Annotated in this window: 11 protein-coding genes and 1 pseudogene; 5 read left to right on the forward strand and 7 right to left on the reverse strand. The window is 68.6% G+C overall.

Annotated features, from left to right (window positions below; all coding sequences use genetic code 11):
• Positions 1-58: 58 nt before the first annotated feature.
• The 3 genes from ACZ7L9_RS30990 (at position 59) to ACZ7L9_RS31000 (ending at position 2,512) form a co-directional block, all read left to right on the forward strand.
• Positions 59-472, forward strand: coding sequence for a roadblock/LC7 domain-containing protein (locus ACZ7L9_RS30990; protein WP_471420391.1), 414 nt, complete (start codon positions 59-61; stop codon positions 470-472).
• A 118-nt stretch (positions 473-590) separates the two neighbouring features.
• The gene (locus tag ACZ7L9_RS30995) at positions 591-1,079 is read left to right on the forward strand and encodes a GNAT family N-acetyltransferase (RefSeq protein WP_471420393.1); all 489 of its coding nucleotides are present in this window, start codon (positions 591-593) and stop codon (positions 1,077-1,079) included.
• A gap of 353 nt (positions 1,080-1,432) precedes the next feature.
• A complete protein-coding gene (locus ACZ7L9_RS31000; protein ID WP_471420396.1) occupies positions 1,433-2,512 on the forward strand; it encodes an enoyl-CoA hydratase/isomerase family protein in 1,080 nt (359 codons plus the stop codon).
• 52 nt (positions 2,513-2,564) lie between these two features.
• Here ACZ7L9_RS31000 and ACZ7L9_RS31005 read toward each other — a convergent pair whose 3' ends face one another.
• The 6 genes and pseudogenes from ACZ7L9_RS31005 to ACZ7L9_RS31030 form a co-directional block, all read right to left on the reverse strand.
• On the reverse strand, positions 2,565-4,028 hold the full coding sequence (locus ACZ7L9_RS31005) for an arabinose isomerase (protein WP_471420398.1): 1,464 nt from the start codon (positions 4,026-4,028) through the stop codon (positions 2,565-2,567).
• Between the two features lie 80 nt (positions 4,029-4,108).
• Positions 4,109-5,587, reverse strand: coding sequence for a rhamnulokinase (locus tag ACZ7L9_RS31010; RefSeq protein ID WP_471420399.1), 1,479 nt, complete (start codon positions 5,585-5,587; stop codon positions 4,109-4,111).
• A gap of 106 nt (positions 5,588-5,693) precedes the next feature.
• The gene (locus tag ACZ7L9_RS31015; RefSeq protein WP_471420401.1) at positions 5,694-7,739 is read right to left on the reverse strand and encodes a bifunctional aldolase/short-chain dehydrogenase; all 2,046 of its coding nucleotides are present in this window, start codon (positions 7,737-7,739) and stop codon (positions 5,694-5,696) included.
• Between the two features lie 99 nt (positions 7,740-7,838).
• Positions 7,839-9,005 (reverse strand): L-rhamnose isomerase, encoded by a 1,167-nt coding sequence (gene rhaI, locus ACZ7L9_RS31020; RefSeq protein ID WP_471420404.1) that lies wholly within the window; start codon positions 9,003-9,005, stop codon positions 7,839-7,841.
• 449 nt (positions 9,006-9,454) lie between these two features.
• Complete coding sequence (locus ACZ7L9_RS31025; RefSeq protein WP_471420406.1) at positions 9,455-9,682, reverse strand: hypothetical protein; 228 nt, start codon at positions 9,680-9,682, stop codon at positions 9,455-9,457.
• A 421-nt stretch (positions 9,683-10,103) separates the two neighbouring features.
• Positions 10,104-10,571, reverse strand: a pseudogene (locus tag ACZ7L9_RS31030) (hypothetical protein); the annotation flags it as partial.
• A gap of 390 nt (positions 10,572-10,961) precedes the next feature.
• On the opposite strand from ACZ7L9_RS31030, the gene ACZ7L9_RS31035 reads away from it, so the two are divergent.
• Positions 10,962-11,825, forward strand: a complete 864-nt coding sequence (locus ACZ7L9_RS31035; protein WP_471420407.1) for a pentapeptide repeat-containing protein — start codon at positions 10,962-10,964, stop codon at positions 11,823-11,825.
• A 158-nt stretch (positions 11,826-11,983) separates the two neighbouring features.
• A complete protein-coding gene (locus tag ACZ7L9_RS31040; RefSeq protein ID WP_471420409.1) occupies positions 11,984-13,363 on the forward strand; it encodes a radical SAM protein in 1,380 nt (459 codons plus the stop codon).
• Between the two features lie 303 nt (positions 13,364-13,666).
• On the opposite strand, the gene ACZ7L9_RS31045 is transcribed toward ACZ7L9_RS31040, so the two are convergent.
• Positions 13,667-14,362 (reverse strand): NADPH-dependent F420 reductase, encoded by a 696-nt coding sequence (locus ACZ7L9_RS31045; protein ID WP_471420458.1) that lies wholly within the window; start codon positions 14,360-14,362, stop codon positions 13,667-13,669.
• Positions 14,363-14,514 lie beyond the last annotated feature (152 nt).

The raw sequence follows: 14,514 nt of genomic DNA on the forward strand, positions 1-14,514 counted from the left end.
GCAAGGCTTACGCGAAACGTGGGGCACGGGGAACGTATGAGCGGGGAGGAGCGGGGATATGGCGCTGGACAGGGGACTCGACTGGCTCCTTGACGATCTCACGGGCAGGGTCGAGCACATACGGCACGCGTTGGTGCTGTCGAACGACGGTCTGGTGACCGGAGCGAGTTCGGGGCTGGCGCGCGAGGACGCGGAGCATCTCGCCGCGGTCTCGTCCGGGCTGCACAGCCTCGCCCGTGGATCGGGACGCCACTTCCGGGCCGGCAAGGCCCGGCAGACCATGGTGGAATTCGACGAGGCGCTGCTCTTCGTGACGGCCGCGGGTGAGGGTAGTTGTCTGTGCGTGCTCAGCGAGGCCGAGGCCGACGTCGGCCAGGTCGCGTACGAGATGACATTGCTCGTGAACAGGGTAGGGGAGCACCTCGGTGTCGCCAGGCGGCAGGCGGGTAGCGAGGGCGCGAACCAGCCCTGACCGGTCGCGGGAGCCGCACTCGGGCTGTTTGCCCGGCTCGGGCTGCGGCGGCGCCCATCCCTCCGTCCTTGCTGAAAACTCCTGGTGCGGGGAGAGCGGAACCGGCATCCTGACCCGCATGCTGATCAGGGAAGCCACAACCGGGGACTGGGCCGGCATCTGGCCGTTCTTCCACGAAATCGTTGCCGCGGGCGAGACGTTCACCTATCCGCCCGACCTCGATGAGCACGAGGCCTGCTCATGGTGGCTCCTCAAGTCACCGAACCGCACGGTCGTCGCGGTCGACGACGACGGGGCGGTCCTCGGCACGGCGAAGATGAACAACAACCACATGGGCAACGGCGCACACATCGCCAGCGCCAGTTACATGGTCGACCCCGAGCATTCCGGTCAGGGGGTGGGCCGGGCCCTCTGTGCGTACACGCTGGACTGGGCTCGCGCATCGGGGTTCCGGGCCATGCAGTTCAACGCCGTGGTGGAGACGAACATCCACGCTGTCCGGCTCTACCGCTCGCTCGGTTTCGAAGTCCTCGGAACGCTGCCCGAGGGGTTCAACCATCCGAAACAGGGCTTTGTCGGACTGCACATCATGTACTGCCGTCTCTGACACATCCTGCGCGCTGCGGGGACACTCGCGGCCGCAGCGGTGGTCGGCCTCACCGGCACGGTCCTCACCGCCGACCCGGCCGCAGCTCCCACTCCCACCTGGGCCGTGACCCGTACGGTTCCGGTGGCTCCCCGCTCGCGGGGAGCCAGGCCTCTCTGCGCTCTCGCTCTTCTGCGCTCGCGTCACGGCTGCTCCGCGGTCGGTGTGGGAGCGGAGGCGGGAGGCGCGGAGCGCCCGCTCTCGCCCTCCCGCACCCCTGCTGCCCGAGCCCGGGACCCGCCCCGCAGAATGGCAGCGGAAGATCGTCCGCGATCGGCGGGCGATACGGCACAGGGGCTGATCGGAGCGCATTGATGAATCACGACGATCCCGTTCTGCTGCACACCGAGGGACGCATCCGGCACATCACGCTCAACCGCCCCCACGCCCTCAACGCGCTGAACCACGCCATGGTCCTGCGCATGGACGAAGCACTCGGCGAAGCCGAGCGCGATGACGCCATCACCGCGGTCCTGATCGCCGGCGCGGGGGAGCGCGGTCTCTGCGCGGGCGGCGACATCCGTTCGATCCATGAGGACGCCCGCTCGGGCGGCGGCACATCGATGGACTTCTGGCGTGACGAGTACCGGCTCAACGCCCGTATCGCCCGGTTCCCCAAGCCGTACGTCGCGGTCATGGACGGCATCGTCATGGGCGGCGGCGTTGGTGTCTCGGCCCATGGCGACGTCCGTATCGTCACCGAACGCTCGCGCGTCGCCATGCCCGAGACGGGAATCGGCTTCGTCCCCGATGTGGGCGGTACGCACCTGCTCAGCGCCGCACCCGGTGAGCTCGGCACTCATCTGGCACTCACCGCGGACGCGGTCGGTGCGGCTGACGCACTGCTGTGCGGGCTCGCCGACCAATTCGTGCCGTCGCACCGCCTTCCCGGGCTCACCACGGCCCTCGCCACCTGCGGTACGGCAGCCGAGGTCGAGGAGACCGTACGGTGGCACGCCTCACCCGCGCCGGGCGGTGAACTGGCGGAGCACCGCGAGTGGATCGATTTCTGCTACCGGCCCGACTCGGTCGAGGAGATCCTCGACCGGCTCGGAAGCAGCGGTGTCCCCGCCGCCAAGCAGGCCGCCGAAACAATCCTGGCCAAGTCTCCCACCGCGCTCAAGGTGACCCTCGCCGCGATGCGCAGGGCCCGCGGGCTCGGCAGCCTGGAGGAGGTGCTCGACCAGGAGTACAGGACTTCGTGCACCGCCTTCACCAAGCCCGACCTGGTGGAAGGCGTGCGTGCCCAGATCATCGACAAGGACCGCAATCCGCAGTGGAATCCGGCCGACCTGGCCGAGGTCACCGAGGCCGACGTGGCGCTCTTCTTCGCGCCGCTGGGAGACCGCGAGCTCGGCCTGTTCCCGCTTCCCGAACAACGGACTGAGGCATAACAACAGACTGGTGCATACAGGGTGGAATTGGGCAGATCGAGGCAGGGGCCTCTCAGAGGTCGTTGGGGCCCGTCACGGTGCGGAACGGGATGCCGAGAAGGTCGGCCGCGGCCTTGAAGTCCTTGGCGCGGCGGCCGGTGCAAAGAGTCCAGTGGTGGCCGATGCCGGTCGCGGACCAGGCATCGGTCCACTCACCGGGGTCGAAGCCGAAGTCGACACGGGAGGTGGTGTTGCCGATCTCCAGCAGAGGTCCCGGGACGACTTCGCCCTCGGAGGCGATGAACGTGAATGTCCCGTCCGCCTCCTGGCCGACGCCGAACGTGGTGACCGGACCGTGCCTGACGTCGAATTCGACGCTGACGCCCCACCCGCGTTTGCCGTGGTACACACCCAGCCCGCGCAGCAGCGGATCCTTGGCGCTGATCGCGAGGTGGGCGGGACCGTCGTGCCCCATCTCGACGACCCGGTCGCGGAAGTTGAGGGCCTGGAGCTCGGTGAAGGAGCCGCCGGCGCCGATGGTGTCGGCGATCAGCATCGCGAGGCTGGTGCGCAGCTCGTACTCCCCGGCCATCGGGATGCCCCGGGCGGTCAGCAGCGAAGCGCCGAGGATCATGCCTGCGCCGAGCCGCTCATGGATCTCACCCTCCAGACCGCGGTGGTAGTAGGCGAGGCTGTCGAGCCCGAAGTCCGCGACGAGCCGGTCCAGTCCGACCGACACCCGGGCGGCCCAGGCAAGATCGCCCTCGTCGACGGAATCGTCGAGGGTGAAGACCCTGCGCGCGAGCGCGACGCGTTCGGCGGCCTCCTCGTCCGTCACGGCGGCGACACGGACCCGCAGGTCGTCGAATTCGAGGACTTCGACGTGCCCGCCGAACTGGGTGGAGACCAGCGTCATGTCGGTGGAGACGTCGAGCATGCCGGGATAGAGGTGGCCCATCAACCCGTGCCGGCCGTGCCGCATCGCGCCCCGCACCCGCGCGGCGGAGATCCACCTGCGGATTCGGCTCCAGGCGTTCCCGTCGTGCAGATGACCGGAGACGGAGCGGAAGGGGATGCCGCTGCGCCGGAACACATTGGCGACCTCCGGCAGTGGGCACTGTCCGCAGTACGCCAGCCACTGGCCCGTGTCGGTGTTCGGGTGGTCCATCGCCTCGGTCGGCTGGAGGTCGATGACCAGCACCGGGGAGTGGGTGCGCTGGGCGATCGGCAGGACCATCGAAGCCGTGAGATACGTCGTCAGGAACGTCACGACGATGTCGCAGTCGGCCCTGCGCAGCTGTTCCGCCGCGCCGGCGGCCTCCTGCGGGTCGGAGATGAAGCCGGCGTCGACGACCTCGCAGCCCATCTCCTCGAACCGCCCGGTCACGTGACGCGCCGATTCGCGCAGCTGGTCGAGGAGACCGGGGAACTGCGGCCAGTACGCACCGAGTCCACCGGAGACCAGGCCGACGCGGGTACGGCGACGTGCGGTGTGGGCGAGCGCACCGTCGAGCGCGACGGGAGAGACATCAGTCATGAGCTTCCTTCCTTCGTCATCCATCGGGGCCCGGGCATCCGCCGGACGGGGCCCGGCCCGCGTGTCGAAGTGCCCGGGACTCAGGCCGGCCGCAGCCTCGCGGCAGCCCGGTCCCAGGCACGCTGATCTCCCTGCGGGGTGTAGTGGCGCAACTCCTGGGTCTGCGCGACGAGTCGCCGCATGTCCATGAGATCGCCCACGAGGCCATGGGAGCGTGCCTGCAAGAGGATGTTGCCGAGCGCGGTCGCTTCGGCGGGACCGGCCGTCACGGGCAGCCCGGTGGCATCCGCGGTCCACTGGCACAACAGCTCGTTGCGCGAACCGCCGCCGACGAGATGGATCCGGGCCGGCTCCCGCCCCGCCAACCCGGCGGCCTGCCGCAGCGTTCTGCGATGCGCCAGTGCCAGACTCTCCAGCACGCACCGTACGTACCCGCCGGCACTCCCGGGCGGTGCCTGTCCGGTCCGTACGAGGTGGGCGTCGATGCGCGACGGCATGTCACCCGGGGCGAGGAACGTCGCGTCGTCGGGGTCGATCACCGCGGCGAACGGCCGGGCCCGGGCTGCCTCGGCGAGCAGTTCCGCGAGACCCGGTGCCGTACCCTCCCGGTCCCAGGCGCGGCGGCACTCCTCCAGCAGCCACATGCCCATGATGTTGCGCAGATAGCGGACGGTCCCGTCCACCCCGCGTTCATTGGTGAAGTTCGCCGCCCGGGACTCCTCCGTCAGTACCGGAGCCGCCAGTTCCAGACCAGCCAACGACCAGGTACCGCAGGACACATACGCGAATCCGGGCTCGGTCGCGGGGACCGCGGCGACCGCCGAAGCCGTGTCGTGCGAGGCGACGGTCGTCACCGGAGTACCGGCCGGAAGACCGGTGTACTCGGCGACATGCGGCAACAGCGTCCCGGCCGGGTCGCCCGGCTCACGCAATGGCGGGAACCAGGAACGCTCCAGATCCAGCCGGCCGATCAGGGCATCGGACCAGGTACCGGCAGACGCGTCGAAGAGACCGGTCGTCGAAGCGTTGGTGATCTCCGCACCCACCGTGCCGGTCAGCCAGTGCACCAGCAGATCGGGGATCAACAGCACCGTTCGTGCCGCGCCCCACTGGGCACTCGCACGATGTGCGGCGAGCTGGAACACCGTATTGAACGGCAGATGCTGCAACCCGCCGACCGCGTACAGCTCCTGCGCCCCGCATTCGGCCAGCACCTCCTCGGCCGCCCGGCCATTGCGACCGTCGCGGTAGTGGAACGGCAGCCCGAGGAGCACGCCGTCGGCATCGAGAAGGCCGTAGTCGACCGCCCAGGTATCGATGCCGATCGAGGCGATCGGGCCGCTGCGCGCGGCCGTCCGCAGCCCGTCCAGCATCCCCTGGTACAGGGCGAGTACGTCCCACCGCAATCCGTCCGGCAGCCGGACCGGGGTATTGGGGAAGCGGTACTCCTCGGTAAGCACGAGCTTCCCCGGCCCGGCAAGGCCGGTGATCACCCGACCGCTGGTGGCACCGAGGTCCACGGCCGCGAAGACCGCCTCGCTTCGTGACGTCACGGACATGTACATCTCATCCGGTTCGTCGCGTACACGTGGTTCATCGCTGGAACGAGGGGCATCGAGGCAACGAGGGCGATCGCGGGGATGCGGCTCATCTCAGGGACGCCGGTCATCGAAGGAACGCCGCGGCCACACCGGCGTCCACGGGAATGTGAAGACCGGTCGTGTGCGTCAGGTCCCCGCCCGTCAGGGCGAAGACGGCGTTCGCGACATGCTCCGGAAGCACCTCGCGCTTGAGCAGGGTCCGCTGCGCGTAGAACTCGCCGAGCTTCTCCTCCTCGATGCCGTACGTCGCCGCACGCTGAGCACCCCAGCCGGCCGCGAAGATCCCCGAACCACGCACCACACCATCGGGATTGATGCCGTTGACCCGGATTCCGTGCTCGCCCAATTCGGCCGCCAACAGCCGCACCTGGTGAGCCTGATCGGCCTTGGTCGCCGAGTAGGCGATGTTGTTCGGGCCGGCGAACACCGCGTTCTTCGACGCGATGTAGACGATGTCGCCGCCGAGGTTCTGCGCCCTCATCACCCGGGCGGCCTCGCGCGACACCAGGAACGAGCCGCGCGCCATGATGTCGTGCTGAAGATCCCAGTCCCGGGCGGTGGTTTCGAGCAACGGCTTCGAGATCGAGATCCCGGCATTGTTCACGACGAGATCCACACCGCCGAACGCCAGCACGGCGGCCTCGAACGCCCTGGCGATCTGCTCCTCACTGGTCACATCGACCGTCACCGCGACAGCCTTGTCGGGCCCGCCGAGATCCTGCGCCACCGAGGCGGCGCTCTCCGCATCGAGGTCCGCGACGACGACACACGCCCCCTCCGCGACCAGCCGGTGCGCGATGGCCTTGCCGATACCGGACCCCGCACCCGTGACCAACGCCACCCGGGTGGCCAGCGGCTTGGGCTTCGGCATCCGGCGCAGCTTGGCCTCCTCCAGCTCCCAGTACTCGATCCGGAACTTCTCGGACTCCTCGATCGGCGTGTACGAGGAGACGGCCTCGGCGCCACGCATCACATTGATGGCATTGAGGTAGAACTCCCCGGCGACCCGGGCGGTCTGCTTGTCCTTGCCGAAGGAGAACATACCGACCCCGGGCACCAGCACGATCGCCGGATCCGCGCCACGCATCGCGGGTGAGTCGGGGGCGGCGTGACGCTCGTAGTACGCGCGATACGCCTTCCGGTACTCCCCGTGCAGCTGCTTCAGGCGCGCCAGGACCTCGTCCAGCGGGGCGTCCGCGGGCAGGTCGAGGACCAGCGGGCGGACCTTCGTACGAAGGAAGTGGTCCGGGCACGAGGTGCCGAGCGAGGCGAGCCGCGGGTGTTCGGTACGGGAGAGGAAGTCCAGCACGGGCTCCGTGTCGGTGAAGTGGCCCACCTGCGGACGGTCGGTGGAAGCCAGACCGCGGATCAGCGGGGCGAGCGCGGCGGCGCGCTCCAGGCGGGGCTCCTCGGCGAGGGCCTCACGGCCCGCCCGCACGGGGCCGAACGGCTCCGCCTTCCCCCGCTCCTGAAGGAACGTCCCGGCCGTACGGATCAGCCAGAGTGCGTTGTGTTCGCACTCCTCGGACGTCTCGCCCCACGCCGTGATGCCATGGCCGCCGAGGATCACACCGACGGCCTGCGGGTTGGCCTCCTTGACCGCGGCGATGTCCAGACCGAGCTGGAACCCGGGCCTGCGCCAGCCCACCCACGCCACCTTGTCCCCGAAACACTCCGCCGTGAGCTTCTCCCCGTCGGCGGAGCAGGCCAGCGCGATCCCCGAGTCCGGGTGCAGATGGTCGACGTGCGCGGCCTCGACCAGTGCGTGCATCGCCGTGTCGATGGACGGGGCAGCGCCCCCTTTGCCGTGCAGGCAGTAGTCGAACGCCGGCACCATCTCGTCCTCGCGCTCCGCCCCCGGGTACACGTACTTCAGCGCGCGCACCCGGTCCAGGCGCAGAACGGCAAGGCCGGCCTCGGTCAGGGTGCCGAGATCACCACCGGAACCCTTGACCCACAGCAGCTCGGTCTCGCCGCCGGTGACCGGGTCGGTGTCGGTGGCCTTCACCGATGCGTTGCCACCTGCGTAGTTGGTGTTGCGGGCGTCGGAGCCGATCCGGCGGGCGCGTTCCAGGAGGGCGGCGACTTCGGCGTGCGTCGCGGACGTCATGAGATTCCTTCGGGGTCGGGGCGGGGCCGGGTCGGATCGGGGGCCGGGTTGGAATCGGGCTGAAACGGTCGGACGGGCGTACGGGGGAGGGGGCGGGGCTCAGGCGCCCCAGCCGGCCTGCTCGCCGCCGACCCGGGCGGCAGCGATCCGCTCCTGATTGCCCGAGGCCAGATATGCGGCGAACGGATCGCCGGCCAGGCCGAGTTCCTCACGCACCTCGGCGAGCAGTGGACGGACATCGGTGTTGTACGCGTCCATCAGGACACCGTTCGCGGCGAGCACATCGCCGGACCGCTGCGCGGTGCTCAGCGCGTCCACGTCGATCAGCAACGCCTTGGCGGTCGCTTCCTGCACATTGGCGACCGACCGGACCACCGCAGGGATCTTCGCCTCGATGTTGTGGCACTGGTCGAGCATGAAGTTGACGTTCGTCTCGGACTTCAGGCCGCCGTTCTTGACCACCTCGTGCATGATCCGGAACAGCTGGAACGGGTCGGCGGCGCCGACCATGAGATCGTCGTCGGCGTAGAACCGGGAGTTGAAGTCGAACGCGCCGAGCCTCCCTGACCGCAGCAGGAACGCAACGATGAATTCGATGTTGGTGCCGGGCGCGTGGTGCCCGGTGTCCACGACCACCTGGGCTTTCGGACCGAGGTTGAGGCAGTGCGCGTACGCCGTGCCCCAGTCCGGCACATCCGTCGTGTAGAAGGCGGGCTCGAACAGCTTGTACTCCAACAGCATCCGCTGCTTGTCACCCAGGTGCCCGTACACCTCCGCCAGTGCCTCGGCGAGTCGGTCCTGACGGGCCACGATGTCGTCCTGCCCGGGATAGTTCGTGCCGTCGGAGAACCAGAGCTTGAGATCGGGGGACCCGGTCTCATCCATGATGTCGACGCACTCCAGCAGATGGTCGGTTGCCTTGCGGCGCACCTTCGGGTCGGGGTGGGTGACCGAACCGAGTTTGAAGTCGTCGTCCTGGAAGACATTGGAGTTGATCGCGCCGATCCGCAGCCCGAGATCCGTGGCATGCCGGCTGAGCTCGGAGTAGTCCTCGACCTTGTCCCACGGGATGTGCAAGGACACCTTCGGTGCCACACCCGTGAACGCGTTCACCTGTGCCGCGTCCTCCAGCTTCTCGAACGGGTCGCGTGGCACCCCCGGCTGCGCGAACACCTTGAACCGAGTCCCCGAGTTCCCGTACCCCCACGACGGCGTCTCGATCACCTGGGACTTCAGAGTTGCCTTCACGGCCGACATGTCAGACATGAACACCTCACAAGCGGAGTCATCCAGCGACCCGTGGTTCGGAAGGTTATGAATCGTTTCATCTGACGCTAGGTTTGCCAAAAGCTGCCAGTCAAGCGACTGTCCGAGTTCTCCTGGCTGTTTGAATCAATTCACCATGCCGGGTGCGAGTACGCCCGAAACGGCGAGGGGAGATGTGGCCGTGGGACGGATGATGCTGTGCGGGCCGACGGGCATCGCGCGCGGGCCCGGGAGCGCCCGGTCCGCCGACTCGTTCCGAGCATGGTGGCGCATCCGAGCGCCGAGGTGAAGAGCGCCGGCGCGACGACAGCAAGCCCGCAGGTGCGCGGCTCGCGAATCGGATTAACGGTCAACTGTTCGACTGATAGACGGCCGAGCGGACCTGCCCGGTTCGGTCCGCCCGGCGATGGAGTGCACCGCGACTGTACGGTGCCGTTCAGCAGGTCCGGTCAGCGACCGCTGCCGGACATGCTCGGCTGGAGCGAGCGCACGAGATCGAAGAACCGGGACTCATTGCCGCAGAGCCCCGCACGCGCAAGTGCGACATCCGCCTCCGCGATCGGTGAGGCGAGCAAGGGTACATACGCGGGACCTTCGTCAGGCTCCGTGAGCGCTGCCCGAGTGGCCTCCAGCAGTCGGACATACGCCTGGGCCGCGGCGAGTTCGTCATTACGCATCTCAGCATCTCCCGGTCAGAGGTGTCGGACCCACCAGCATCCCCCATGGGTCTGACAATGACCTCCACGGCGGCCCCGGGCCGTCGGCTGGGCCGATTCGTTTGGATCACTCCCGCCCGCCGAGGTTGTCGTTGATGATGTCCGTGTGACCAACCGCATCAGCGTTCTGATCTCGGCCTTCAGTGTTCTTGCCGGCATGTTGCTGCTCGTCGTTGCCGTTCGTGCGTACCGCTCCGGGGCATCGGCCCTCTGGATCGGGGCTGGAGCTGTGATCTTCCTCAGTGCCTTGTACACGTTCGTGCGGGACGTGCGGCGTTAGCTTCGCCGCCGGTTCTGCCGCGTGCCGCTCGCTGATCGGATGCACCGCCTGGTTCCCGTCCTCGTACTGATCACTCTCGGCGAGATGGGGTGCGTCTCCGTCACCGGCTGGTGGTTCGACCTCCAGGAATCTTCTGCGCCGCGGCCCCCGGTACGACAACACCGTCCAGCCCAACTCCCGCAGCACGGCGGCGCACCGGGGCAGCTCGACCTCTTCTGCATGTGCGGCTCCGCTGCCGGGCGGACCGAGCCACTCGACCTTCACGCTGCCCGGCGCATCGCCGGGCAGCAGACGGTAACCGGTCGCCGTGCGCAACCCCGAGCCGTCAACGGCCGAGGCAGCCAGGCCCGATGCCTCCAGTGCCAGGGCGACGGCCCGTATCGGCCGGTGAATCTCCCAGTGTGCGGGCACACCCTCCGGACTCGCGTGTCCGGTGTTCGCCAGCCGTCGGATCTGCAGCAGGCCCTCGAACGCCGTCCGTACCGCAGCCGCCCGGCTTCCGTCCGGTGCCGAAGCCTGTGGGCCGTCCCCGGCGGTCGGTTCGAAGCCGGTCTCGTGCTCGGTGCCCATGACTGTCCCCCCTTCGCCCATGCCGTACTGCAGTCAGTGTGCGTCGCCCCACTGACAACGGCTCGGGCGTGGGCCGCCCCGGACGCCGAAGACGCCGCCCCACAGCCGAGGTCCCAGCTACGCCTTTGGAGCGCCCCTTTCATCGGACGGCGACGTGACGATCAGAGGGTGCACGTTGCCATCCCCGGCATCGACGATGTCGGCCACCACATTGCGCGCACGCTTCCCGCCCGGAGCGCAGCCCCTGGTCCGGTACCTGCAAAGAAGCCGAAAGGGACGCAACGGTGGTCGGTGCCTACTGGTGGTGATCACGAAAACGGTGTGTACGGGTGACGGATCCGGATAGGGTCGACCGTCCGACAGTTCCCTGTCCCGGAGGACCCACGCACTGTGCCCGACAACGCCCCACGCCCCGGCACCGACCGCACCGACCGCACCGAGCGTGCCGAGCGTGCCGCGCTGCGCGCCGACTGTGCGAACTGTTTCGGCCTGTGCTGCGTCGCACTGACCCTGACCCGGTCCGCGGACTTCGCGATCAACAAGGATGCCGGTAAGCCCTGCCGTAATCTCCAGGAGGACTTCCGCTGCGGTATCCACACCGATCTGCGGACGCAGGGCTTCCCCGGGTGCACCGTGTACGAATGCTTCGGGGCCGGCCAGAAGGTCTCCCGTGAAACCTTCGACGGGCAGGACTGGCGGCGGGCCCCGCAGACCGCGCAGCAGATGTTCCAGGTTTTCCCGGTCATGCGGCAACTCCACGAACTCCTCTGGTACCTCACGGAAGCACTGTCCCTGGAAGCGGCACGCTCCCTCCACGGCGAGATCCGGCGCGGCCTCGACGAGACGGACCGCCTCACCCATCTGCCTGCGGACGGGTTCACGGACCTGGACGTGGCCGCGCACCGTGACGACGTCGCGGGTCTCCTGCTCCGTACCAGCGAACTGGTACGAGCCACGGTGCCCCGCAGGAAGAAGCGCGACCACCGCGGCGCCGACCTCATCGGAGCCAGACTCAAGGGCGCCGATCTGCGCGGCGCCGACCTGCGAGGCGCCTACCTCATCGCGGCGGACCTCACGGGTGCCGACCTGCGCCTGGCCGATCTGATCGGCGCCGACTTCCGGGACGCCGACCTGTCCGGTGCCGACCTCACCGGAAGTCTCTTCCTGACTCAGGCGCAGCTCAATGCTGCCCGGGGCGACGCGGCTACGAGACTGCCGCCCGCGCTCAGCCGGCCCACGCACTGGGACCGGTGAATTCCCCGCCCGGACCGTGTCACTGACGGACCGGACAGCATTCGCACCGCACCCGGACGAATCGGCCGGTGCGGCCGGGCACCGCAGGCGCCCGTGGTTCGTTGCACAGTCAGGCGTACCCGGAACGCCTCCGACGACCGGACCGAGGAGTCGCGCACATGCCCAGCAGTACCGACCGCAGCCGCACCGATCAGAGCCGCCCCGAAAAGAGTGGTGAAGGCCGGAGCCGCACCCGCCTGATCGAGCGGCTCATGGAGCAGTTCCCGCACGTGCCCCGGGAAGCCGTCATCAAGGAAGATCTCCTGCGCGGCGGCGTGGCGTTCGACGAGTCCGCGCTCAGCGACAACGAGGGCGGCGACGTCAAGCCGAAGTCGTACTTCATCTTCTCGTTCGACCACGGAACACTCCCCGAGCTCGGCGCGGCCGCGCTCCGCCGCCCGCCGGAGGAGATCGTCCTCACCGGTGGACCGTACGAGCTGCGCCGGACCGTGGTGTCGGTAAGGGTCAACCCGGCGTCCCCGTACCGTGTCGCTGCCGACGGCGACGGCGTGCTCGGGCTGTACCTCGACGGCCGGCGGATCTCCGACGTCGGCCTGCCACCGATGCCGGACTACTACCGGCACACTCTCGAGAACGGCAAGTCCGTGATGGAGGTCGCGCCCACCATCCAGTGGGGCTACCTCGTCTATCTGACGGTCTTCCGGGTCTGCCAGTACTTCGGGGCGAAGGAGGAGTGCCAGTACTGCGACATCAACCACAACTGGCGCCAGCACAAGGCGGCAGGACGCCCGTACACCGGTGTGAAGCCGGTCGAGGAGGTCCTGGAGGCACTGGCCATCATCGACAAATACGACACCGCGAAGACATCGACCGCGTACACCCTCACCGGGGGCGCCATCACCTCCCACATCGGCGGCCGTGACGAGGCGGATTTCTACGGTCAGTACGCGAAGGCCATCGAGGAGCGCTTTCCCGGTCGCTGGATCGGCAAGGTCGTCGCCCAGGCCCTGCCCAAGGCCGATGTACAGCGCTTTCACGACTACGGCGTCCAGATCTACCACCCCAACTACGAGGTGTGGGACCGCCGGCTGTTCGAGCTCTACTGCCCCGGCAAGGAGCGTTACGTGGGCCGTGACGAGTGGCACCGCCGCATTCTGGACTCCGCCGAGGTCTTCGGCCCCCGCAATGTCATCCCCAACTTCGTGGCGGGCGTGGAGATGGCCGAGCCCTTCGGCTTCACCACGGTGAACGAGGCCATCGAATCGACCACCGAAGGCCTGCGGTTCTTCATGTCGCACGGCATCACGCCGCGCTTCACCACCTGGTGCCCGGAGCCCACCACCCCGCTCGGGAAGACCAACCCGGACGGAGCGCCGCTGGAGTATCACATCCGCCTGCTGGACGCCTACCGTGCGACGATGGAGGAGTACGGGCTCAGCTCACCCCCCGGCTACGGCCCGCCCGGACCCGGTCGCGCCGTCTTCTCCGTCAGCTCATTCATGGACAGCCTTCCGGCCCGCCCGGGCGACGTGCGCTGACATAGGACCGGCCTTCGGACACAGCCAGGGCGGCGGCAGCCGATTCGCGTACGACCGGGGCGCACGAGAGGCCGGGCCGAGCGTAGTACCGGACCGTGATCTTCGGTGCGAAGCAGGTGACGGAGACCTCCGCCACCTGCTCCAGCATCTCGGCGGGGCTTGGCGATCAGTTGCCTGTACCGGCTCGTCGACCACGCGGAACGGGCAGGTACCCGCTCGGACCGCCATCCTTGAAGGCCTGGTCGTACGTGCGACGCCCACCGCGACGAGGATGAACCCGTCGATCGCTGTCGCCCCGGCCCGTCAGGCGCGCCACTCCGCCGTACGCTCCGGGGAAGCGTCGGCGAGTGCCTTGGCAACGGCCTCGGCGTCTCCCTGGTGACCGTAGACGGGCGCGCCGGGCTGTTGCCGCCAGGACTCGTCGAGGCCACCCGCGTCCACGGTGTCGAAGCCCAGCTCGTCGATGAGGTCGCGCACGACCTGCTTGGCCGCCGTGTCGTCACCGGCCACCGGCAGCGCCTGACGGCCGGGGCTGCCCTTGGGACGGCCGTTGTCGAGGATGTCCTGCGCGTACGTCCCGTTGAACGCCTTGATCACGGGGTGGCCGATCTGTTGCTCGGTCCACCGGCTCTCCGGCAGGCCGTCCTCGATCGCCGCGATGCGGCCGTCGCGCTGCTGCGGGTAGTAGTTGCCCGTGTCGATGACCACGACCCCCTCCGCAGCCTCGTCGAGGAATCCCGAGGGCAGACGGGGGACTGCCTTGAGGGGGACGGTGACAACCACGATCTGGGCTCCCCGAGCGGCCTCGGCCGCTGCGACCGGGGTGGCTCCGGTCTCCTCGGCGAGCTCGGTGAGCGTCTGCGGACCGCGCGAGTTGGCGACGGAAACGTCATGCCCCAGTGCGGTGAGACGCCGGGTGAGGTTACCGCCGATGTTGCCCGCTCCGACGATGCCGATCTTCATGGATCCGACCTTCCGATGGTGCCTGCGGTATGTGATGTGGACTTGCCGCTTCACCAACTACCCGCTCCGGTCGCCTATTCCGGGAAGTGGCAAAAGGATTCGCTCCGTCACAGGACGGATGGGAAGGAGCGACTGCGGGCACGAACAGTGAGAGAACCGGAATCACCCAGCTCACTTGGAGGCGGTGT

It is taken from the genome of Streptomyces sp. NPDC111516 (assembly GCF_055635345.1).